We start from the raw sequence: 21,820 nt of genomic DNA on the forward strand, positions 1-21,820 counted from the left end.
GAGCCAAATATTGATAGGCATCTTGAAGGCAACAAGTTTTCCGTGTTTTCCGCAAGCCGTCCGTAAAACTACTTGTTTGGCAAAGCAATTGCTTAGATTTTTCAGCATTTAGAATCTCGAATAACTATGAATAATTCTAACGCGGAAAACCAGTTGCTGCGGGCTGCCCTCGACGCCTCTACCTGTGGGATTATTGTTACGGATAACCAACTCCCGGATAATCCGATCATATATTGTAACCAAGCCTTTGTTAAACTTTCAGGCTACCAGCGTGAGGAGGTTATTGGCAGGAACTGCCGGTTTCTTCAGGGCAGCGAACGCGAGCAGGCTTCAAGGGCGGCTATACGGGCGGCTGTTGACAGCGGTGAGGCTGTGACTGTTGAGATACGCAATTACCGGAAAAACGGTCAGTTCTTCTGGAATGAGCTGTATATTTCTCCTATAAGAGATGAAAGCGGGAATGTGACGCATTTTGTAGGCGTTCAGAATGATGTGACCCGCCGAAAGAATGCAGAGGAAGACCTGATCCATGAGCGTGAGCTGGTAGAAGGCAAGGTGGCCGAGCGTACGGCACAGCTCAGGGAAAGCGAGGAGTACCTGGACAGTATTGTACAAACGATAAGACAGGGGCTGCTGGTACTTGACTCGGGCTACCGGGTGATTTCTGCAAATGATTTTTTTCTGAAAACATTTAAGGTGGAGAAGCGGGAAACCGAGGGGAAGAGTCTGTACGAGCTTGGAAACGGACAGTGGAACATCACACGTTTGAAGGAATTGCTTGAGCGTATCCTTCCTACCAATAACCCGGTGCTCGATTTTGAGGTGGAGCATGACTTTCCGCATATCGGAAGGAAACTTATGTTGCTAAATGCGCACCGGGTTGAGCTGGAGGGCACCTATAAGGACCGCATTTTGCTGGCTATAGAGGACATTACGGAGGTACGCGCTGCCGAAAACAGAAAGGACGATTTCCTTTCGGTGTCCAGTCATGAACTTAAAACCCCGCTGACGACGATTAAGGGTTATCATCAGGCCCTCAAAAAGTATCTTCCCCTAGACACCCAGCCAAAGATCCGGACGATTGTAGAAAAGACAGGAAAGCAGATTGCGCGCCTGGATAGTATTATCACGAGTTTGCTGGAGATGTCGAGAATACAGAATGGCATTTTTACGGTAAACAAGGAGTCGCTTGATTTGAATTTGCTGGTATCTGAGGTTGCGGATGAACTCCGGCCGAATCATCCCAATCATGAGATTCAGGTGGTAGGCAAGGTGAGGCGCAATGTTTTGGGTGATGATTCGCAGCTTGCACAGGTGCTGACAAACCTTATCGTTAACGCGATCAAGTATTCGCCAGACTCTAAAGCGGTCAGCGTGCATCTCTCGGAGGTGAGTGAATATGCGAAGATTGCGGTGACGGACTATGGTATCGGCATTTCCGCAGACGACCAGAAACGGGTTTTTGATCGTTTTTACAGGGCGAACGATATACAACGAAAATTTCCGGGTATGGGTATTGGTTTATATATCTGTCAGCAGATCGTATCGCATCATGGCGGAACGCTTTGGGTAGACAGTGAGCCGGGCCGCGGCTCCACGTTCAGTTTAACGTTGCCGGTAGAAAGCAGGGAGGTGGGGAATGATTAAAAAGCTTATCATTTGTGATGATGATGCGGACATCCTAGAGATGCTTGAAATGGTACTTGAGGATACCCCGTTTGAAGTAGTTACAGAAACAGACAGCAGAAAGGTTTTGGATCGGGTGCTTAACCTTAATCCGGATCTGCTGCTGATGGATCTGTGGATGCCCGGCCTTTCCGGAGACCAGGTGCTGAAGCGGTTGAGGGAAGACGAGCGCACCAGGGAAACCAAGGTGATCATTATGTCGGCCAGCCGCGACGGCCAGTCTGTTGCCATGGCCGCGGGTGCCGATGGCTTTATTGCCAAGCCATTTGATATTGATGCGCTCGTTGACAAGATTTCGCTTTCTTGACGATCTTATGCATCTACCCGGTACTTAGTCCCACATGGTGCCGTTTAAGCCGAGGATCAGGCTCATCCATAAGCCAACCAGCATTGCAAGCAGACTTAAAATGAAAAGTACATTACCTCTCCAGCCTTTAATATCTCTGAGCGGCTGCGTAATGTCATAGCATAAGCCGACAATAGCACAAAGCGTTGGGGTAAGCAGTAAAGGTTTAATGCGCCAGTATTTACCCCAGGCCGGATTGCCTTCCCCGGCTCCGATCACAAATATGCTGACCACTATAAGCCCTACGAGTGCGCAGGCGATCATTCTGCGGGTCAGTAACGGAGAAAAGAGTGGTTGTTTGGGTTCGATGTTTTTAACTGATGTTGTCATAGTTCTACATGTTTGATACAAAGGTATATATAATAACTTTGTAATTCAAAGTGCTTTTAGATAATTTATTTAATATTGTTATATTAGGTTGACCAAATCGTTGATTACCGCTTATGAATTTCTCTACATTTAAATGCCTCATTCTGCTGATAAGTATTGCTCCCCTGTTTCTGTCTGCACAGCAAAAAGCTGCAACCGATCTTGTTTTCAATAAGAACTTCTACGACATGGAAAATCAGTGGGTGGTGTTCCCTAAAAAGCATACAGATTCTGCTTATGCTTACGGAGTGGTTTATGTCGATTCCTCAGCGGGTTTTACTTTTGATTTTCAAGGTACATTTAAGGTCATGGACGACGGAACCTTCTCCCCCAAGCCATTCAGCAATAGTGGAAATGCGAAAGTCCGGCTCGAGACAAACATTGCCCAGGTTTCTCCATTGTCGGCTGACCGGCTGAAGCAGTTGAATCTCCCTCAAGAAGCAGCATTCCTCAAGCATTATAAGGTAAACATGGAAGAGACCAGGAACATTGTTACCTGGGGCCGGCACTACAACCATGTAGGTGCTTACGCTAAGGCATTAGAATATTTGCTTAATGCATACGCGAAAGAGCCTCATGCAGCAGGCCTTGAATTTGAACTTGCTTTTAATTATAATGCTACCAAAAAGTTTGATAAAGCTGCCGAAGTGTTAAACGTGGCGATGAGGCATGATCCGAAAAACTTCTGGTTTTACCGCGAACTTGGCTATACGTATATGAATCTAGGCAAACTGGAGGACGCCGAAAAGACTTATTCAGCAGGGATTGATCTTGCTGGGCAAAGCCCGCAAAAAATGGAAATGGCCTACAATATGGCGTATGGCTTTTTTAGCGTACGGAACAAAGGTAAATTTGAGGAGTGGTATAAGAAAGCGGAACAACTTATTGCTAATCCAAATTCTGTGATGATGCGGAATTTGAACGACATGAAGCAAAAGCTTTAAGCATCACTTCTTCTTATTCTTTTTAGGTTCTTCAAGGTTTTGAATGTTCAGTCCCCGGACTTTTGGCTCTCCCGGTTCCCCGATCCGGTAAGTGGGCATGGAAACGGGTTCGATTCCAGATTCCCGGTAGCCGTTGGGCATCTTAACTGGGCCATGTACTGTATCTGTTCCCATCTTTTTAACGAAAGGTCCGGACTTGCCCGGACTGATGTGAAAGCTTCTGATCTTAACCATGTCAGTTTTTTTATGTGTCGAGTCGAGCTTCTCGACTTCTGTCTGCTGGGCATGACTTGCCAGGGCGATTAAGGTAAGTGCGGCAATTGGGGTAAGCGTTTTTTTCATAACAGTTTATATATGAGCTAAGTTACAAAAAAAATCGTTCATACGCAGTAGAAAAATCAATACATGTTGCATTACTTAGAACTTCTATGTATGTTTGCATATGCTTGAGTTAAATAAAGACCTAATGGCCAGCTCGCTGGCACCGCTGGTGTTGCTGATTTTAAGGCGGCAGGAGAGTTATGGCTACCAGATTATCCAGGAACTCAAGGAAAAAACGGGAGGTGAACTCCAGGTTGCGGAAGGTACTTTATATCCGGTGCTTAAAAAGATGGAGGTTAAGGGCTGGATTGACGGCGATTGGAAGAAGGTCGACTCCGGGCGTGAGCGCAGATATTATACCTTGACTGAAAAAGGAATAAAGGAACTTGAGACTCAATTTTCTCAGCTAAATTATATTAACGATCTAATACATAAGTTATGGAATCTTCCAAATTCGATCTTGGACAAGCCGTCGACCAGTACATCACGGTAATCAGCAACAAAGGGAGCCTCACGAGTTCCGATGCCACTGAGCTAAGCGCACATCTGTTTGATTCGACGGAGGTCCTGTCGAAACAGGGCTTGTCTGAGGAAGAGGCATTCCTTATCGCAACCCGGCGTCTTGGTAATGAGGACTTGCTGGCTGAAGAATACAGCAAGGTAAATCCTTCTGTAAAAACGAACAAGGTCTGGGCTTATTTAATGGTTGGATTTAATTTGTTTTACGGAATACCGGCCGCCTTTTTTACGCTGCTCGCCTTATTTTATTTCCTGGTACATGACGCTTTTCAGGATTCCGGTGTTTCAGTACTTATGATCACCGGTTTTCACGTTGCATTTATCATTGCTATATGGCGCTCACTCAGATATAAACGGGCTGTTTCCTACTTCGTTGAGATGCAGATCGAGCGCAGGCCGCTCAGGTTTATTGCATCAACTTTTCTGATGCTCATTGCTGTTGCTATGCTTAGCCGATATGTGAACAGCGCACTGCCTGAGCTTTCAACCTTTAACACGCCGGTCTATGTTTTCAACGACCGCTGGATAGAGTTTAGTTATTATGCGGCTTCGGTGAGCCTGGTTGGTGTGGCAGCGTGTCTGATATTTAGCGTTGATAAGGTTGAAGCTATAAAGCCGGAAACTTTCCTGCAAAAGCCTGCGATTTCGTTTTTATTGGTTTTTGGCGTAATGGTGGAGTTACTTGCGGCTGCTACAAGGGCAATGCATATTGAAGCTTTGGTGTTGCGCAGCGTGATATTCGGACTGGTATACCTTGCTGCCTCCTACTTAATTTCTGCCTACAACCGCCGCTCGAATGTAAGATACCTTTTTGTTGCATTTCTGTCGGGTCTTTTGATGGAAGTGGGGGCGGGTTACATGCTATTGGAACGCAGAGGTTTCGAGATGGGTTATCCCGTTATTGCGATTGTTCTAAGTGTTGCAGCCGGATGGTTTTTGTCGTTGCGTAACGGCCGCGAGAGGCATTTCGCGGACTAAGTCCGACAACTGGTGACAAAGTTGTGTCGGCCAGTGCCATTGTTACCACACCCTGATCTGTTTGATTTTCAGAAGGCGACTTTTGTGTCAGGTTAAACGATCAGGTATTATGGATGATAGATTTAAGATTTCTTTAGGAGCGGTAGCGGATGACAAGGCCGAAGTGGTTTTTGCTGCGAATGGCTTTGCGTTTAAGCTTTCGCGTTTGGTTGGCGTGCTGCCTTTCGTAGCCAAACTGGAGCAGTTGCGCCGTGCGGTAATTGCTGGTGGCGGCCGGGAGAGCTGGTTTGATTTGCTTGATGAGGCCTGCAATGAGTTTGTACTGGAGGTTTCCTGTGCGGCGCGGATGGTTTCTGTGAATTTGTGGCGCAGGCTGGATGCTTTTCAAGGTGAAGTGAGGTGTGAGTTTGCTTGTGACTGCAGTATTGCGGAGTTTGATTATGCTGTTAAAAAATTGCATTTGCTTCGCTGACTGCATCCTTTGAAGCTTCGCAACAAAGCCGCTAAGGTCAGCTCAGCAAAAGCAATTTTTTTGCCCACCGGAAAGGCCTCCTTTGAAGCTCCGCAACAAAGCGCTAAGGTCAGCTCAGCAAAAACATAACAAAAGCAATTTTAGGCACCGGGGGGTGCTGAAGTAAGTTCTTTGACATATTGGGTTACAAATCGTGTAACAGAAAGAGATTAACGCGCTCGTGTATTGACTTTTTAAAACAAATAAACATTATGGGAAAATTTGGTAAAGGTATCCTGGGGCCATTCTCAGGAAAAGTTGGGACGGTGATTGGTGCCGTTCGTGAAGGTGAATGGACGATGCGAAGTTTGCCGTCGAAATCGAGTAAGCCGGCTACGGCGGCGCAGCTCGCACAGCGTGCTGCTTTTGGTTTGATGATCGGGTTTTTCCGCCCGATAGGGCAGGTGCTTAAGGCTGGATTCAGGAACAGGAAGCGGGGGCAGTCGGCCAATAACGCCGCGATGCAGTATAACCTGAACGAGGCGATCGTTGGTGTGTATCCGGACCTGTCGCTCGACTACAGCAAGATCACGCTCAGCCGCGGCCCGCTGCTGGAGCCACCGGTTATGGATGTTTCGGCCGCGGTAGATGCGCAGCTTGATTTTAGCTGGCTGAACAATGCAGGTACTGGTCTGGGAAACACCAATGGCACTGACAAGGTCACGATTGTGGTGTACAATACGGTGAAAGACCGCTTCGTTGTGGTGCAGGACTCCGTGGCGCGGTCGACCCAAAGCTATGCGCTTTCACTCCCACCGGATTTTAGCGGCGACAGTGTAGATATCTGGGTGTTCTTTGTAAGCGCTGATGGCAAGCATGCCAGTGACAGTGTGTATCTGGGCGATATGGATATCGCGTAGTGGTAGTATCAGGCGGCGCGATGTGCGCCGCCTTTTTTAAATGAATATTTTATGGGCGGTTTATTATTAAGCGTATTTCGCAAAGGCAATTATGAGCTGACCAGGCGCGTGCTGGTGTTTACAACGCTGGTGCTGCTATGGCCGCTGGTTCAGCGTATGGTGCTCGCTTTCGATGTGAGGTCGGGCTATGTAGATCCGGGCATTGTGGTGCTTATCGTGATCAGCATGCTTTGTTTTCTGATGGTGATAGGGATGAGTCTGTGGCTGCTGAAGGGTTTTTTGATTTACCTGGGTTTGCCAAGCCCGGGTGTTTTGGCTTTAAAAATTAAGGAGATGGATGTATGGGTACAGTTAAGTTTTTATCTGGCTTGTTTTGCCTTGCTTTTGTTTGCGGGGGTTGGCTGCCTGGCAGCGGTGTTGTAGCAGCCCGGGTGTCGGAGCAGCGTTTTTTGATGTACAAAAAGGAGAATGATGAGGAAAGAATTATCAGAATCGCCGAAAAGGAGATCGGCGTTAGGGAGGAAGGTTGTGAAAATTGTGGTCGGCGTGTTGAAGCATATCTTAAGTACGTGGGTCTCGGAAAGGGTTCGCCGTGGTGCGCGGCGTATGTAAGCTGGGTGTTTGCTGAAGCGGGTTTCGCTCATCCACGTACCGCCTGGACGCCGGCCTTGTTCCCCAGTGGACGGGAGATGGTAAACGGTTTGGCAGATATACCGGCGCGTCAGGAAAAAGCCCTTGTGTATGGGCTGTATTATCCCTCGCTGGGACGGGTGGGCCATTGCGGAATTGTAACGGGCTGGCAGGGCGACTGGGTGCTTGGCACGGAGGGAAATACCAACATGAGCGGGGCACGCGATGGTGAAGGTGTATACAGAAAGATAAGGCACCAACGAACGGTTGCTAAGCTGGCAAACTGGCTGGACAATGCGGGTCGCCCGCAATCCGGAAAAAGAAATGGAGGCAAGCGTGGCAAAATATAGGAATGGTATAAACGGGAGCTTTCATGGCAAAGTGGGTACGGTGGTAGGGGTGTCCTGGCGGGGTGTTGACTATTTCCGGAGTCTGCCCGGCAAATCAAATCAGCAGCCTACAGAAAAGCAGTTGAGGCAACGAAAACTGCTTTCGGACGTGAGCAGCTGGCTGCGTTCCATCAGGGAGGTTATAACCATAGGGTACCAGCAGTTTACGGAGGGCCCTACCCCCATGAATATGGCGATCTCGAATTTGATGAAACATGCAATAAAGGTCGACAACGGGGTGAAAGGCATTGATTATACCCGTGCAGTGATCAGTCGCGGTGAACTGCTTAGTTCCTGGTTTGCCGCACCGGCTGCAGCGGGCGGGGCAGCGATTTTCCTGAGCTGGGCGAATTACAGGCCGTCTGCTTTTAATGCAGATGATGACCTTATCACCGTGGTGGTGTACAATACAGCCAAGGAAAAGTTCGTAACCTTTCATGAGGTGGCTTGCCGAAAGGACCGGGAGGCCCTGCTGCAGTTGCCCGGCAGTTTCACAGGCGATGCGGTGCACCTCTATGTGTTGTTTGTGGCTGCGGCCGGTGATGCGGTAAGTACAAGCAATTACTTAGGTGAATTGACCATTCTTTAGCGGAAATACCTTTTCTTTGTATCATGGTTTCATATATCTCTGCGAGTTATGTTTACCCGGTCACTTCAGCCCCTATAAAAAACGGGGTGCTTGGCGTAGACTCCAAGGGCACGATCAGGCAAGTGCTTACGGAGCAAGAGGCTGCAGCCATGGGGATTGGCGATGCAAAGCATTATGATGGCCTGCTGGTTCCAGGCTTTGTGAACACGCATTGTCACCTGGAGCTCTCGAGTTTGCGCGGAAAGATCGACAAGCATACTGGTCTGCCAGAATTCGTCCAGGCCGTAATGAAGATGCGTACCGCAGATGAATATGCGCTTGATGCTGCTATGCGGAGGGCCGATAAAGAGATGCTGGAAAACGGCATCGTCGCCGTTGGCGATATCTCCAACACGCCGGTTTCAAAGATGATTAAAAGGGGAAGCCTGATCTGGTACCATACTTTCCTGGAAACGATGGGGTTTAATCCCGATGTGGCGGGTAAGGTACTGGAGCGTGCGATGGAAAGCAAAGCGAAGTTCGCCCCGCTGTCGGTATCCCTTTCGCCGCATGCGCCCTATTCTGTGTCGCAACCCCTGTTTGAGCGACTGAAAGAGGTGGTGGAACAAGAAGACACGTTTTTAAGTATCCATAACCAGGAGACGGCTGACGAAAATGCTTTCTTTGAAAGTAAGCAGGGCGCATTCCTCAGCCTTTACGAGTCGCTCGGACTGAATATCGATTTCTACAAGCCTACGGGCAGGTCTTCCCTGCGGAGTTACCTGCCCATGCTGCCGCCAAACCAGCGTGTATTGCTGGTACATAATACTTTTACCTCGAGGTCGGACGTGCAGTTTGCCAGGGCCATGCACCGGAACCTGTTCTGGTGTTTGTGTCCTAATGCCAACCTTTATATCGAAAACCGCCTGCCCGACGTGCAGATGTTGCGCGAAGAGGGGCTCACCATAACGCTGGGTACGGACAGTCTGGCAAGTAATGAAAGTCTGAGTATTTTTGCTGAAATGGTTACGTTACAGAAGCATTTCGGCGTTCCTGTAGAAGAACTGCTTGTTTGGGCAACCTGGAACGGCGCACGCTTTTTGGGCGTCGACGATCGTTATGGTTGCCTCGAAGTGGGTAAGCGGCCGGGTATAAACCTGCTGCAATTTGAGGAAAGTGACGGCAGGGTGATGCTGGGCAGTGCAATGAGGCGACTATATTAAGAGATGACAAACAGGATCACAGCACTTTTTGGTATCAGGTATCCCATTATTCAGGCGGGAATGGTTTGGTGCAGTGGTTGGCGGCTTGCCTCGGCAGTTTCTGAAGCGGGCGGACTGGGTGTCATTGGCGCGGGCTCGATGTATCCGGAAGTTTTGCGTGAACATATCCGTAAATGCCGGCTCGCCACCGCTAAACCTTTTGCGGTGAATGTGCCCCTGCTGTATCCAAGTATCGAGGCGCTCATGCAGGTGATTGTGGATGAGAAAGTCGGGATTGTCTTTTCCTCCGCAGGTAATCCTGCCACCTGGACGGGCTATCTGAAAGAGAAGAGCATTAAAGTAGTTCACGTGGTAGCCAACACCAGGTTTGCGCTTAAAGCGGAAAGCGCCGGTGCAGATGCCGTGGTGGCCGAAGGCTTCGAGGCGGGCGGGCATAATGGTCGGGAAGAAACGACTACCATGTGTCTGGTACCGATGGTTTGCGATGCCTTGAAGATTCCGGTAATCGCCGCAGGCGGCATAGGCAGCGGCCGTGCGATGCTGGCGGCAATGTCGCTGGGCGCAGAGGCGGTGCAAGTGGGCTCTGCCTTTGCGGTAGCAGAGGAGTCTTCCGCGCATCCGGCCTTTAAAGACAGGATCGTGGTTTCAGGTGAAGGTGACACGCGGCTGCGCATGAAGAAGCTAGTGCCCGTGCGCCTGCTGAAGAATACTTTTGCTGATGCGGTGGCACAGGCGGAGGCCGAGGGGGCGGATTCGGCCACGCTGCTACAGTTGCTGGGTCGCGCACGTGCTAAACTGGGGATGTTTGAGGGCGATATGGAGGAGGGTGAGCTGGAGATCGGTCAGGTAGCTGCCATGCTTAAAGAGGTGCGGCCGGCCGCGCGAATTCTTGAGGATATATGGGCGGAGTTTTTGCGGGAAAAGAACAGATTAATGAATTTATGACAAAACAACATATTGCCATACGGGTAACAGGCAAAGTGCAGGGCGTAGGCTACCGGCAAACGACAAAGTATGTAGCCGATCAGGCGGGCATTAAGGGGCTGGTAAGAAATGAATCAGACGGGTCCGTTTATATAGAGGCTGAAGGTGATCAGTGGGCACTGGACACTTTTGTGGAATGGTGCGAGGATGGTCCGGACCGTGCGAGGGTGGAGGCATGTACCGTGACGGCAGGTGAGCTTAAAAATTATAAGGATTTTGTGATCCTTAAAAAATAGTTATGGGGGCATTGAAGCGGTTTCTGGGGCAGACAGCAATTTATGGTATCTCTACCATGGTTTCCAGGCTGTTCAATTTTATCTTGACCCCCCTCTTTACGGATGTCTTCAAACCGGGGGTCTATGCCATTTTTACGAAGATGTATGCGTCTGCCTCCCTGCTCAATGCGATTCTGGCCTTTGGCATGGAGACTACTTTTTTTCGCTACCTGAACAAGCATGAGGAAAAGAGGCAGGAGGTTTATAACAATGCCTTTTTCTGTATTGCATTCATTTCACTCCTCTTTCTGGTGACCGGCCTTGTGTTTACCACCCCGGTGGCCAGCTATTTTGCAGAAAGTCCTGCGCAGCTTGAAGATTACAAAACATATGTACGCTCAGTGATCTGGGTGCTGTTTGTGGACGCCATGTGCGTGATCCCCTTTGCGCGGGTACGAGCCGACGGAAAGCCGGTTAGATATAGCATTATCAAGTTTGTGAATATTGGATGTTTTATCGGCTTTAACCTCTTCTTCCTTTTTGGTATCCCGTTGATCATAGGAGCGGGCGGGGCGACGGGGCAGTGGTTTGCTTCCTGGTACCGCACGGAATGGGTAGGTTATGTGTTTATTGCGAATCTTATTGCCAGTTCGGTGACCTTTTTTATGCTGCTGCCCGAACTGCTGAAATTGCAACTGCGGTTTGACCGGGCTTTGTTTGCCAGTATGTTTTCGTATTCCTGGCCTGTGCTTGTGGCCAATCTTTCCTTCGTGATCAATGAGCACCTGGATAAGATGATCATCAGTAAACTTGGGGTGTCTGATCATGATCTGGGTGTTTACGGCGGGGTTTGCAAGATCGCAGTGTTCCTGAGCCTGTTCAACATGGCTTTCCGTTTGGGTGCCGAACCCTTTTTCTTCAGTCACGCTAAAAACGCCAATGCGCGGCAAACCTATGCGGTCATCCTCAATTATTTTTCGATAGCCCTGGCCGTCATTTTTGTCGGCCTGGTGGCCAACATAGAACTGCTGAAATATTTCATAAACAGCGAATACTGGTCGGGCCTTGGCGCGGTTCCCTTCCTGTTGCTTGGCTATGTTTGTCTGGGAATCTACATGAATTTGTCGGTCTGGTACCGCTTGTCGGACCAGACACGCTACGGGCTGTATATTTCGGTGGTGGGCGCCGTGGCTACCATCGTATTTAACTTTTTACTGGTGCCGGAATACGGTTATATGGGTTCGGCCTGGGTTTCCCTGCTGGCCTATTTTCTAATGATGGTGATCTCCTATGTGCTGGGGCAGCGCAACTATCCGATACCGTACGACCTGAAAAAGATCCTGGCTTACCTGTGTACGGCCGTTGTGCTCGTTGTACTTTCTTTCTGGGTATTTGACAGAAATATTTATATTGGAAACGGACTGCTGCTGATGTTTATCGGCGCGGCCGTTTATTTTGAAAAACAAACGGTGATGAGCCTTTTAAAAAAGTGATATGAACATTAATATTATTAACCATTCTTCCCATGCCTTGCCACAATACGAAACGGCACATGCAGCGGGAATGGACCTGCGGGCCTTTGTTGAATCTGCAATCACCATTAAACCTTTGCAGCGTGTGCTGATTCCAACGGGTATACATATTGAACTGCCGGTAGGTTATGAGGCACAGATCAGGCCGAGAAGCGGGCTGGCTTATAAGCATGGCATCAGCATTGTAAACGCTCCGGGGACGATAGATGCGGATTACCGCGGTGAGATCAAAGTATTGCTGGTGAACCTTTCGGACACCGATTTTGTGGTAAACGACGGTGAGCGGATTGCCCAGATGGTAGTGGCCCGCCATGAAACAGTGGAATGGAACCTGGTGGATGAACTGAGTGATACGGCAAGAGGGGCGGGGGGCTACGGCCATACCGGCAGGTAAAACATAACATAATGGGGCGAAAGGCATATTTGATAGCAGGCATTTTTGGTGTGTGTCAGCTGACATGGACAGCTGCTGCGCGCGCGCAGCAACCGCGGATGTTGCTGCCGGACACAACGGCTATTAAGGACTTGTTTTTCGCTGGGCTTCGGGAAAAGCTTAATGAGGATTATCCGCGTGCTGCCGAGCGTTTTGAGAAGGTGATAGCGATGGACCCGAACCATGCGGCGGCGTATTACGAACTGGCTGTGCTTAACTTCAGACAGAACAAGTTGCCCGAGGCTGAGTTGGCGATACGGCGGGCAACATCGATTGAACGGAATAATGTGTGGTACTGGAAGTTGCTTGCTGAATTGTATAAGCGGAAAGGTGATATGCTTAGCCTTATTGACGTTTTTAACGAGCTGATCCGGCTTTCGCCAAATGAGGACTCGTTTTACTTTGACCGGGCAAATGCCTTGCTGCTTTCGGGAAATACCAAGGCGGCTATAGACGGCTATGACGAACTCGAGAAGAAGTTTGGTTCGTCGGAAGCCCTTACCAAAGCGAGGGCACGTGTAAGTGCTAAAGATATGCATCCTGACATTGCTCATCCGCAGTTGCCCAAAAATACGGTGGCGCCGGATATGGCGGCCGGGGAGCAGTTGTATAAACAGGGCGACCTGGCGGCGGCGCTGGTGCAATTTAACGCGATTCTTGCAGCAGGTAAGGGGCAGTTTAAGGTTTGGGAGCGTAAACTGCAAAGTGAGATCGGGCTGGGTTTGTACAGCCAGGCAATTAAAAGCAGCGAAGATGCGTTAAGCTTATACCCGAACCAGGCAGTGCTTTATTATTATGCTGCCCTGGCGCTTTTCAGGGAAGGGGACCTGAAACCGGCATTGGATCGTATTAAATCGGCCCTGCAGTTTGATTCGGAAAATAAAGTGTATTTGGATTTGGAGAAGAAGATCAATGAAAAGAAATCAATTAAATAGCTTGCTGCTCCTGCTGGTGGTGGTACTGGCAGCAGGATGTAAAACCAAAAAAGCTGTAGTGACAGTGCCTCGTGCAGATACTGTTGTGGCGGCTCCAGACGGTAGGGCGGAAACTTTGCGCCTTCTGCAGAGTAAGGATGCTGACTTCAATACGCTTTCGCTGAAGGCACGTGCGAGCATGGACATCAATGGCAACAGCAGCAATGTAAATATGACCATCCGCATGGAGAAGGACAAAAGGATCTGGGTGAGCCTGACCGCCTTCGCCGGCATTGAGGTGGCGCGGGCACTGATCACTCCTGATAGCATTAAGGTGCGGAATAACCTGCAAAGCGTCTATCTTAAAAAGCCTTTTAATTATATACATAGGTTTACCGGCAAGTCGGTGGACTTCCAGTTGCTGCAGTCGATCCTCCTGGGCAATACCATTACAGGCTTTATGACCAATGAAGCAAGCCTCAATCAGGAAAACGGGGTTTGGGTACTAAAGGGACAGCGCGAGGACCTGGTGTACCGGAGCGGCTTTAATACACTCTTTAAGGTAGCAGCGCAGCATCTGAACGAGTTAAAAAGCGGGCAGGGTTTGAAGGTAACTTACGGGGAGTATCAGGAAATCGGGCAGACGCTGTTCCCGACCGCTTTGAAAATAAACTCTATGGCCGGAAAGCAGACCATCGGTGTCCAGCTGGAATATTCGAAGATCGAGGGCAACGTACCGCTGGAGTTTCCGTTTAATGTTCCCGGCAAGTTTGAGGTAATAAATTGATTTTTCATACTTTTGGTGGAATGAAGCGATATCCATTACTTATTCTCTTTGTGCTCATGTTGTGTGGGTCTGCAGCTTTCGGGCAAAGCAGTGCAGAATTGAAACGGAGGAAGGAGGCTATTCAGCGGGAAATTAATCTCCTGCAAAAAAACGCCGCAGAGGCAGCGAAGAAAAAGCGCCTTACGCTGAGCCAGATCAATGCGCTGAACGCTAAGATCAGGCTCATGCAGAACAAGATATCGCTGATCAACTCAGAAATAAAGAATCTGGACAACGAAATCCATGAAAATACAAATGCCGTCACTAATCTGAAAGGTCAGTTGGGCCAACTGAAAAAAGAATATGCCAGCATGATCCGCTTTGCCCAGCGAAACCGGAATGCTTATGATAAAATGATGTTCATTTTTGCGGCAAAGGATTTCAACCAGGCCTATAAGCGGATCAAATATCTTCAGCAATTTGGGCAATACCGGAAGAAGCAGGCTGATTATATCCAGGGCAAGCAGAAGGATCTCAACTATCGGATCGTGACGCTCGACAAGAGTCTGAAAGAAAAAAGCAATTTGCTGAAAGAGCAGGAGAGCGAGCGTAACAAACTCGGCAAAAATAAATCGGAGCAATCTAAGGTGCTCAATCAGTACAGCAAACAGGAGAAACAGATTAAACAGGATATAGCGGCCAGACAACGGACGCAAGCTGCGGTTGAACGAAGTTTACGTGCAGCTATAGCGCGTGAAATTGAGGCTGCAAAACGACGGGAGGAAGAAGAAGCCCGCGCAGCGGCAGCAAAAGCCAAGGCAGAGAACAGGGAAGCGCCAGAGCCTGCGGCTAAGCCCAAGACAAGCAGTGGCTATCTGACAGCTACGCCTGAATCGGCACGTTTGTCTTCACAGTTTGAAGGAAACCGGGGATCACTGCCATGGCCTGTGGCTACTGGAATTATCACAGAGAGGTTTGGTGTTCACAAGGAAGGCCAGGCCAGTTATACCAATGACGGTGTAAATATTGAGACCGCCGAAGGCGCTGCGGTACGTGCCGTATTTGAAGGGGTGGTAAGTGCAGTAGACTCGCAACTGGGCAGGTATTATGTCCTGATTAAACACGGGGCTTACTTTACCGTGTATTCCAACCTGAAGTCCGTGAGCGTGTCGCGCGGCGATAAAGTTTCCACAAAGCAGACCATCGGAACAGTGGCTAATTCGGACGGAACACCCCAGCTTCAGTTCCAGATAAGACGGGGTATGGCCGCGCAAAATCCTGAGGCATGGATTGCCAAGTAAAAGCTGGCTGGTTAAAAAACACTATATTTGCAAATACAATCAAAATAGCGAGGAACAATGTACATAGGAACGTTAGCTGAATTCCTGAATATAGGCGGGGGAGAGATGGTGCTGATTGTTGCTGCCATACTTTTGTTGTTTGGCGGTAAAAAATTGCCTGAGCTGGCCAGGGGACTTGGCAAGGGTATCCGGGAATTTAAAGACGCTTCTGACGACGTAAAGCGGGAGATTCACAGGAACATCAATGCGGTAAGCATCAAGGAAGATATAGACGAGATGATCCGGGATGCTAAAGACGATATGACTGAGAGCGGTACTGCCGCCGTGGAAGAGGAGACTACGGAAGAAGAAGATTTTGAGAAGCCCGCACCTCCGGTGGAAACAGGTATTCCTAATACGGTGCCAATGTCCAGAAGCTATACGAGGACGGACACAGCGACAGATACAGAAAAGACAAATTCTTAACAAGAAATATTATGTTAAACACAACAATAGCAGCCTTTGGATTAGGTGGCGGAGAGATTGCCCTGATTATTGTAGCCTTGCTTTTACTTTTCGGCGGCAAGAAAATACCTGAGCTGATGCGCGGTCTGGGTAAGGGAATGAAGGAATTTAAAGAAGGTAAAGACGGTGTAGACAGTTCCGAAAAAGCAGATCAGAACCAATCGAACATCAGATAGTCTTTTCCTGGTTTGAATAAAAAGTATAGCTGCCTCACAGAGATACAGGGCCTTATTGCGCAAGGTAAACTTAGCGTGCCTGCCCTGCTTAGCTATTATTTAGAGCAAATAGCGCAACATAAACACCTCAACGCGTTCAATGAGGTGTTTTTCGATTCTGCCAATGCCCAGGCTCTAGCGGTGCAGAAGAAAATTGATGCAGGCACGGCCGGTAAGCTTGCCGGGATGGTGATCGGTATTAAGGACAATATTTGCTACAAGGATCATCAGGTATCTGCTTCCTCGAGGATGCTGGAGAATTTTGTTTCGCCTTATTCCGCAACGGTGGTGGAGCGCCTGCTTAGGGAGGACGCGGTGATTATTGGTCGCCTGAACTGTGATGAATTTGCGATGGGCGGCTCTAACGAAAGTTCTTTTTTTGGTGCTGTGCGAAACGCTGCTGATGAGGAGCGTGTGCCGGGCGGTTCTTCGGGCGGTTCTTCAGTAGCGGTACAGGCGGATATGTGCCTGTGTGCGCTGGGTACGGATACCGGAGGGTCTGTAAGACAGCCCGCGGCTTTTTGCGGGAATATTGGTCTGAAGCCCACTTATGGGCGCATCTCCAGATACGGCGTTATTGCTTATGCCTCGTCTTTTGATCAGGTGGGTACAATCACTTCTTCCGTATACGACGCGGCCTTGTTGCTGAATGTGCTTGCGGGGGCAGATGCCTACGACAGCACGGTATCTCAGCTTCCGGTCCCTGATTATGCTTCCTTGCTGAACAAAAACACAAAAAGGAAAATTGCTGTGCTGAAGGAAACTTTGGACAGTGAGGCGCTGGACCCTGAGTTGAAGGCTTCGATAAGCAGGGCTTTGGAACGTTTCAAAGCAGATGGACACAGTGTGGAATATGTTTCTTTTGATCTTTTAGATTACCTGGTGCCTGCTTATTATGTGTTGACGACCGCCGAGGCTTCCTCCAATTTGTCGCGATACGATGGTGTGCACTATGGCTACAGAAATATGGAGGCCGGCAGCCTGAACACTTTATATAAACGCTCCAGGGCAGAGGGCTTTGGAGAAGAAGTGAAGCGCCGTATATTGCTGGGCACTTTTGTATTAAGCGCTGGTTATTATGATGCTTACTACCAGAAAGCTCAGCAGGTGAGGCAGTTGATCCGGGAACGTATGGAGAAGCTGCTGACAGATTTTGATCTGCTGGTTTTGCCGGTGGCACCCACGCCCGCGTTTAAACTGGGTGAAAAAACCGAGGACCCACTGGTGATGTACATGGCTGATATTTTTACGGTGCTGGCTTCACTTACCGGCATTCCAGCTATGGCTTTGCCCCTGGGCAATAATCGGCAGAATCTGCCGTTAAGTATTCAGCTAATGGCCGGCCGCTTTCAGGAAGAAAGTCTGCTGTCGTTTGCCCATGAATACCTGTCGGCCCCGGCCGGCCCAAACTAAACAAGCTAAGCACCACGTGCCTATGAACAAAAAAATACGTATAGTATCTTATTGCTTACTGGCTTTTATCAGCTTTTCCGTATCGGCCCAGCAAAGGCCTCTTCTAACTGATACCACGGCTATTCCTGAACTGGAAGAGCAGACGCGGTTTGCGTCTTACAATTATATGCTGAAAAGCCGCCTGGATTCTATCCAGCGTACGGTTCCCCTCACCTACAATGAGTATGTGCAGGAGTATATCGACATATACGCCGGCCGTAAAGACATGATGGGCAAGATGCTCGGCTTGTCTGATTATTATTCTCCCATATTCTCGAGGGCGCTGAAGAGCTACGATATTCCTGACGAAATCAAGTACCTGCCGATCATTGAATCTTCCCTGAACCCGCATGCGGTGTCGAGGGTAGGCGCGACAGGCCTGTGGCAATTTATGTATACCACTGCAAAGGGTTATGGACTGGGCATAGACAATTATGTGGACGAGCGTAAGGATCCGGTGCAATCAAGTTATGCTGCCGCTGCCTATTTTCGGGATGCCTTTGAGGAACTGGGCGACTGGCTGCTGGCGATAGCCGCATACAATTGCGGGATGGGCGGCGTGAAGCGGGCCATGCAGAAAGCGGAGTCGAATGATTTTTGGGTGGTTCGAAAATTTCTTCCGCAGGAAACCAGGAACTATGTGCCGGCTTTTATTGCGACAGTATATGTGATGAAGTGCTGGAAAAAGCATGATATTGAGCTAAAGCCCTCGGCCCTGGCCCGGCAGGCAGACACTGTTCATGTAAACCATTTTGTGTCGCTTCCTAAATTGGCCCAGGCGCTTTCGATACCGGAAGAGGATCTTCTGAAACTGAACCCTTCCTACAAGAAGAAGATTGTAAACGGCACGATGGACGCGCCGCGCCGTGTGGTGGTTCCCAGGGTGGCCGTGGCTGATTATGCCGCTGTATATGATGTGCTGAACGGGGGTGCAGAAAGTGGGCACAAAGTGGTATTCGCCTCGAGCCCTGGCTACACGATTCATAAAGTAACCCGTGGGCAGAACCTCGGTGCTATTGCAGATAAATACCGTGTTGAGGTGCAGGACCTGAAGTTCTGGAATAACCTGAAAAGCACGGTGATAGTGCCGGGCCAGAAGTTGAAGGTTTACCGGCCTGACGAGGAGCCTGCCGGAAAGCTTCCCCTCAAGAGCTAGATTATTCATTTCATTCAATGCGCCGTAATGGCGCATTTCATTTTATCCCTATATAAAAGAATTGTAACTTTGACGCCTTATATTCAAGAGGTTTATGAGCAAAATTAACAGGAGACAGGATGCGCTTGATTATCATTCGCAGGGCAGGCCGGGGAAGATACAGGTAGTGCCAACTAAGCCTACCAATTCTCAAAGGGATTTAACTCTTGCATATTCACCCGGGGTTGCAGAACCTTGTTTGAGGATAGCGGATAAAAAAGAAGAAGTATATAAATATACCGCCAAGGGAAATCTTGTTGCGGTGATCAGCAATGGTACCGCGGTACTGGGGCTGGGCGACATTGGGCCGGAAGCGGGTAAGCCTGTGATGGAGGGTAAGGGTTTGTTGTTTAAGATATTCGCCGATATTGATGTGTTCGACCTTGAGCTGGATACTAAAAATGTTGACGAGTTCGTAAACATCGTTAAAGCATTGGAGCCCACTTTCGGAGGCATAAACCTGGAGGACATTAAGGCGCCTGAGTGTTTTGAAATAGAACGCAGGCTTAAAGCGGAAATGAACATCCCGGTGATGCATGATGATCAGCACGGCACAGCGATTATTTCGGCAGCTGCGCTGCTGAACGCCTGCGACCTGCAAAAGAAGAAAATAGATAAGGTAAAGATCGTTGTTAACGGTGCCGGTGCGGCAGCGATTTCCTGCACGCGTCTGTATGTATCTTTGGGCGCGAAGAAGGAGAATATCGTGATGTGCGACCGTTCTGGCGTGATTACGGACAAACGTGACAACCTGGATGAAATTAAGGCAGAATTTGCTACGTCCAGAAAACTGGAGACCCTGGCCGACGCGATGAAGGATGCTGACGTGTTCATTGGTTTGTCGTCAGGTAACTGTGTGACAGAAGAAATGCTGAAATCCATGGCCCGGAATCCGATTGTATTTGCGATGGCTAACCCTGATCCGGAAATTGCTTATGACCTTGCTGTGTCGAGCCGTAAGGATATCATCATGGCCACGGGCCGGTCTGATTATCCTAATCAGGTGAATAATGTGCTTGGTTTCCCGTATATCTTCAGGGGGGCACTGGATGTTCGTGCTACCGGAATTAACGAAGCGATGAAAGTTGCGGCGGTGCGGGCTATAGCTGAACTGGCAAGGAAGCCGGTGCCTGAAGCGGTGAACATGGCCTACAATCAAAACAACATCAAGTTTGGTAAAGACTATATTATACCCAAGCCGATGGACATGCGGCTTATGACGAATGTATCGATAGCAGTGGCTAAGGCGGCGATTGAGTCGGGCGTTGCACGTAAGGTTATTTCTGATTGGGATGCCTATGAGGAGGAGCTTAAACGCCGGCTTGGCGGAGACGACGCCATTATGCGTGCATTGACCAACCGGGCTAAGTCTGACCCTAAGCGTATTGTTTTCGCAGAGGCTGACAATTATAAGATTTTAAAGGCGGCCCAAATCGTAAAGGATGAGAATATTGCGGTTCCGATATTGCTTGGCAATAAACAGGCGATCCAAAAGATCATCGATGAGAATGAGCTTGACCTTGAGGGTGTGGAAATCATTGATAATTTTGCGGAGACTGAACGGTTGAGCAAATATGCTGAAGCGCTTTACCGCAAGCGGCAAAGGCGGGGCATTACTTCTTCGGAAGCATCCAAGCTCATGCGCGACAGAAACTATTTCGGGGCGTCCATGGTGGAGTTCGGGGAGGCGGATGCGCTGGTGTCTGGCCTGACGAAGAACTATGCGGCTACTATTAAGCCTGCATTGCGCGTGATCGGTACCCAGGAAGGTGTGAACAGGGTTGCGGGTATGTATATGATGATCACCCGTAAGGGTCCGGTGTTTTTTGGCGATACCACAGTAAACGTGGACCCGACGGCGGAGGAGCTTGTAGACCTCACGTTGCTGTTGGAACGGGCGGTGAGGAAGTTTAACATACAACCCCGGATTGCACTGCTTTCCTATTCCAATTTCGGATCTAATGATGGTCCGGTACCTGAAAAAGTAAGGAAGGCTGTCAGGATCCTGCATGACCGTCACCCGGAAATGATCGTTGACGGCGAGATGCAGGCCAACTTTGCCATAAACAATCTCATGCTTAAGGATAATTTTCCGTTCAGCAGGCTGGCTGATGCGCCGGCAAATACCCTGGTATTTCCAAACCTGGAATCGGGCAATATTGCGTACAAACTGCTGCAGGAGCTCGGCGAAGCAGAAGCTGTAGGCCCTATTTTGCTTGGACTGAAAAAACCTGTTCATATTGTGCAACTGGGAAGCTCGGTGAGGGAGATCGTTAACATGGTGACCATCGCTGTTGTGGATGCCCAGGAGAAGAAACTTGACGCAACATCGGACAGAGGCGGGCTTTTGAAAAGAATTTCCAGAAAATAACATGTTTGCATATATCGATGGGAAGCTGACTTTTAAATGCCCTGCTTATGTGGTGGTGGAAGCCGGCGGCGTGGGTTACCACATAAATATCTCCCTGAGTACATACAGTAGTTTGCCCGAGGGTGAGCGATGTAAAATATATACCTGGCTGCATGTAAAGGAGGATGCACACACACTTTACGGGTTTGCCGATGAGGATGAGCGGCGGTTGTTCCTTCACCTCATCTCGGTATCGGGTATTGGACCTAACACGGGCAGGATGATGCTTTCATCGATTACACCGACAGAGATCCAGGCGGCTATTATTCAGGGAGATCTTCCGCTTATACAACGTATTAAGGGGATAGGTGCGAAGTCGGCCCAGCGTCTTGTTCTGGAACTTCAGGATAAGTTGAAAAAGGAGGGTAGCGGCTCGCTCATGGCCGCCCCGGTAAGGAATTCTGTAAAGGATGAAGCCATCGCTGCGCTGGTTATGCTTGGTTTTTCGAAGCCGGCATCCGAGAAGGCCCTTGTGGCAGTTGAAAAGGTACATGGGAAGGATTTACTGGTAGAGCAAATGATCAAGTTGGCTTTGAAGAATCTTTAATTGTTTTA

At 49.1% G+C, this 21,820-nt stretch carries 26 protein-coding genes; 24 read left to right on the top strand and 2 right to left on the bottom strand.

The genetic code is table 11. The features are described from left to right. Nucleotides 1–126 precede the first annotated feature (126 nt). Both J3P40_RS05200 and J3P40_RS05205 read left to right on the top strand, forming a co-directional pair. The gene (locus tag J3P40_RS05200) at nt 127–1,647 is read left to right on the top strand and encodes a PAS domain-containing protein (protein ID WP_256003542.1); all 1,521 of its coding nucleotides are present in this window, start codon (nt 127–129) and stop codon (nt 1,645–1,647) included. Further along, entirely contained in the window at nt 1,640–1,993 is a 354-nt protein-coding gene (locus J3P40_RS05205; RefSeq protein WP_256003543.1) for a response regulator, read from the top strand. The genes J3P40_RS05200 and J3P40_RS05205 overlap by 8 nt, the downstream gene beginning before the upstream one ends. A gap of 24 nt (nt 1,994–2,017) precedes the next feature. Here the strand turns inward: J3P40_RS05205 and J3P40_RS05210 are convergent, their stop codons facing one another. Next, nucleotides 2,018–2,362 carry a hypothetical protein gene (locus tag J3P40_RS05210; protein ID WP_256003544.1) on the bottom strand — a complete coding sequence of 115 codons (345 nt, stop codon included), beginning with the start codon at nt 2,360–2,362 and terminating at the stop codon, nt 2,018–2,020. 113 nt (nt 2,363–2,475) lie between these two features. On the opposite strand from J3P40_RS05210, the gene J3P40_RS05215 reads away from it, so the two are divergent. Next, nucleotides 2,476–3,345, top strand: coding sequence for a tetratricopeptide repeat protein (locus tag J3P40_RS05215; protein WP_256003547.1), 870 nt, complete (start codon nt 2,476–2,478; stop codon nt 3,343–3,345). A 3-nt stretch (nt 3,346–3,348) separates the two neighbouring features. Here J3P40_RS05215 and J3P40_RS05220 read toward each other — a convergent pair whose 3' ends face one another. Then, entirely contained in the window at nt 3,349–3,687 is a 339-nt protein-coding gene (locus tag J3P40_RS05220) for a hypothetical protein (RefSeq protein WP_256003549.1), read from the bottom strand. A 100-nt stretch (nt 3,688–3,787) separates the two neighbouring features. Here J3P40_RS05220 and J3P40_RS05225 point away from each other — a divergent pair, with 100 nt between their 5' ends. The 21 genes from J3P40_RS05225 (at nt 3,788) to ruvA (ending at nt 21,812) form a co-directional block, all read left to right on the top strand. Beyond that, entirely contained in the window at nt 3,788–4,159 is a 372-nt protein-coding gene (locus J3P40_RS05225) for a PadR family transcriptional regulator (RefSeq protein ID WP_256003551.1), read from the top strand. Then, nucleotides 4,105–5,163: a permease prefix domain 1-containing protein gene (locus tag J3P40_RS05230; RefSeq protein WP_256003553.1), complete on the top strand. Its 1,059-nt coding sequence runs from the start codon at nt 4,105–4,107 to the stop codon at nt 5,161–5,163. The genes J3P40_RS05225 and J3P40_RS05230 overlap by 55 nt, the downstream gene beginning before the upstream one ends. Nucleotides 5,164–5,272: 109 nt before the next feature. Next, a complete protein-coding gene (locus tag J3P40_RS05235; RefSeq protein ID WP_256003555.1) occupies nt 5,273–5,635 on the top strand; it encodes a hypothetical protein in 363 nt (120 codons plus the stop codon). A gap of 251 nt (nt 5,636–5,886) precedes the next feature. Then, nucleotides 5,887–6,534 (top strand): DUF6266 family protein, encoded by a 648-nt coding sequence (locus J3P40_RS05240; protein ID WP_256003557.1) that lies wholly within the window; start codon nt 5,887–5,889, stop codon nt 6,532–6,534. A 51-nt stretch (nt 6,535–6,585) separates the two neighbouring features. Further along, nucleotides 6,586–6,957 carry a hypothetical protein gene (locus J3P40_RS05245; protein WP_256003558.1) on the top strand — a complete coding sequence of 124 codons (372 nt, stop codon included), beginning with the start codon at nt 6,586–6,588 and terminating at the stop codon, nt 6,955–6,957. After that, nucleotides 6,876–7,514 carry a C40 family peptidase gene (locus J3P40_RS05250; RefSeq protein ID WP_256003560.1) on the top strand — a complete coding sequence of 213 codons (639 nt, stop codon included), beginning with the start codon at nt 6,876–6,878 and terminating at the stop codon, nt 7,512–7,514. Before J3P40_RS05245 ends, J3P40_RS05250 begins: the two co-directional genes overlap by 82 nt. Further along, complete coding sequence (locus tag J3P40_RS05255; RefSeq protein WP_256003563.1) at nt 7,459–8,142, top strand: DUF6266 family protein; 684 nt, start codon at nt 7,459–7,461, stop codon at nt 8,140–8,142. Before J3P40_RS05250 ends, J3P40_RS05255 begins: the two co-directional genes overlap by 56 nt. A gap of 23 nt (nt 8,143–8,165) precedes the next feature. After that, nucleotides 8,166–9,344 (top strand): amidohydrolase family protein, encoded by a 1,179-nt coding sequence (locus J3P40_RS05260; protein ID WP_256003566.1) that lies wholly within the window; start codon nt 8,166–8,168, stop codon nt 9,342–9,344. A 3-nt stretch (nt 9,345–9,347) separates the two neighbouring features. After that, nucleotides 9,348–10,289 (top strand): NAD(P)H-dependent flavin oxidoreductase, encoded by a 942-nt coding sequence (locus tag J3P40_RS05265; RefSeq protein ID WP_256003569.1) that lies wholly within the window; start codon nt 9,348–9,350, stop codon nt 10,287–10,289. Further along, nucleotides 10,286–10,564, top strand: a complete 279-nt coding sequence (locus tag J3P40_RS05270) for an acylphosphatase (protein WP_256003571.1) — start codon at nt 10,286–10,288, stop codon at nt 10,562–10,564. The genes J3P40_RS05265 and J3P40_RS05270 overlap by 4 nt, the downstream gene beginning before the upstream one ends. 2 nt (nt 10,565–10,566) lie before the next feature. Continuing rightward, nucleotides 10,567–12,036 carry an MATE family efflux transporter gene (locus J3P40_RS05275; RefSeq protein ID WP_256003573.1) on the top strand — a complete coding sequence of 490 codons (1,470 nt, stop codon included), beginning with the start codon at nt 10,567–10,569 and terminating at the stop codon, nt 12,034–12,036. 1 nt (nt 12,037) lies between these two features. Then, nucleotides 12,038–12,469: a dUTP diphosphatase gene (dut, locus tag J3P40_RS05280; protein WP_256003574.1), complete on the top strand. Its 432-nt coding sequence runs from the start codon at nt 12,038–12,040 to the stop codon at nt 12,467–12,469. An 11-nt stretch (nt 12,470–12,480) separates the two neighbouring features. After that, nucleotides 12,481–13,443 carry a tetratricopeptide repeat protein gene (locus J3P40_RS05285; RefSeq protein WP_256003575.1) on the top strand — a complete coding sequence of 321 codons (963 nt, stop codon included), beginning with the start codon at nt 12,481–12,483 and terminating at the stop codon, nt 13,441–13,443. Then, nucleotides 13,421–14,209 (top strand): lipoprotein insertase outer membrane protein LolB1, encoded by a 789-nt coding sequence (lolB1, locus tag J3P40_RS05290; protein WP_256003576.1) that lies wholly within the window; start codon nt 13,421–13,423, stop codon nt 14,207–14,209. The genes J3P40_RS05285 and lolB1 overlap by 23 nt, the downstream gene beginning before the upstream one ends. Nucleotides 14,210–14,229: 20 nt before the next feature. After that, complete coding sequence (locus J3P40_RS05295; protein WP_256003577.1) at nt 14,230–15,489, top strand: murein hydrolase activator EnvC family protein; 1,260 nt, start codon at nt 14,230–14,232, stop codon at nt 15,487–15,489. Between the two features lie 57 nt (nt 15,490–15,546). After that, a complete protein-coding gene (locus J3P40_RS05300) occupies nt 15,547–15,954 on the top strand; it encodes a Sec-independent protein translocase subunit TatA/TatB (protein WP_256003578.1) in 408 nt (135 codons plus the stop codon). 11 nt (nt 15,955–15,965) lie between these two features. Then, complete coding sequence (locus tag J3P40_RS05305; RefSeq protein ID WP_256003580.1) at nt 15,966–16,169, top strand: Sec-independent protein translocase subunit TatA/TatB; 204 nt, start codon at nt 15,966–15,968, stop codon at nt 16,167–16,169. Nucleotides 16,170–16,181: 12 nt separating this feature from the next. Further along, nucleotides 16,182–17,621, top strand: a complete 1,440-nt coding sequence (gene gatA / locus J3P40_RS05310; protein WP_256003583.1) for an Asp-tRNA(Asn)/Glu-tRNA(Gln) amidotransferase subunit GatA — start codon at nt 16,182–16,184, stop codon at nt 17,619–17,621. Nucleotides 17,622–17,643: 22 nt separating this feature from the next. Then, complete coding sequence (locus J3P40_RS05315) at nt 17,644–18,816, top strand: lytic transglycosylase domain-containing protein (RefSeq protein WP_256003584.1); 1,173 nt, start codon at nt 17,644–17,646, stop codon at nt 18,814–18,816. A gap of 94 nt (nt 18,817–18,910) precedes the next feature. Beyond that, the gene (locus J3P40_RS05320) at nt 18,911–21,226 is read left to right on the top strand and encodes an NADP-dependent malic enzyme (RefSeq protein WP_256003585.1); all 2,316 of its coding nucleotides are present in this window, start codon (nt 18,911–18,913) and stop codon (nt 21,224–21,226) included. Nucleotide 21,227: 1 nt separating this feature from the next. Further along, nucleotides 21,228–21,812 (top strand): Holliday junction branch migration protein RuvA, encoded by a 585-nt coding sequence (gene ruvA, locus J3P40_RS05325; RefSeq protein WP_256003586.1) that lies wholly within the window; start codon nt 21,228–21,230, stop codon nt 21,810–21,812. Nucleotides 21,813–21,820 lie beyond the last annotated feature (8 nt).

The sequence above is a fragment of the Pedobacter deserti genome (assembly GCF_024436415.1).
Lineage (GTDB): Bacteria > Bacteroidota > Bacteroidia > Sphingobacteriales > Sphingobacteriaceae > Pedobacter > Pedobacter faecalis.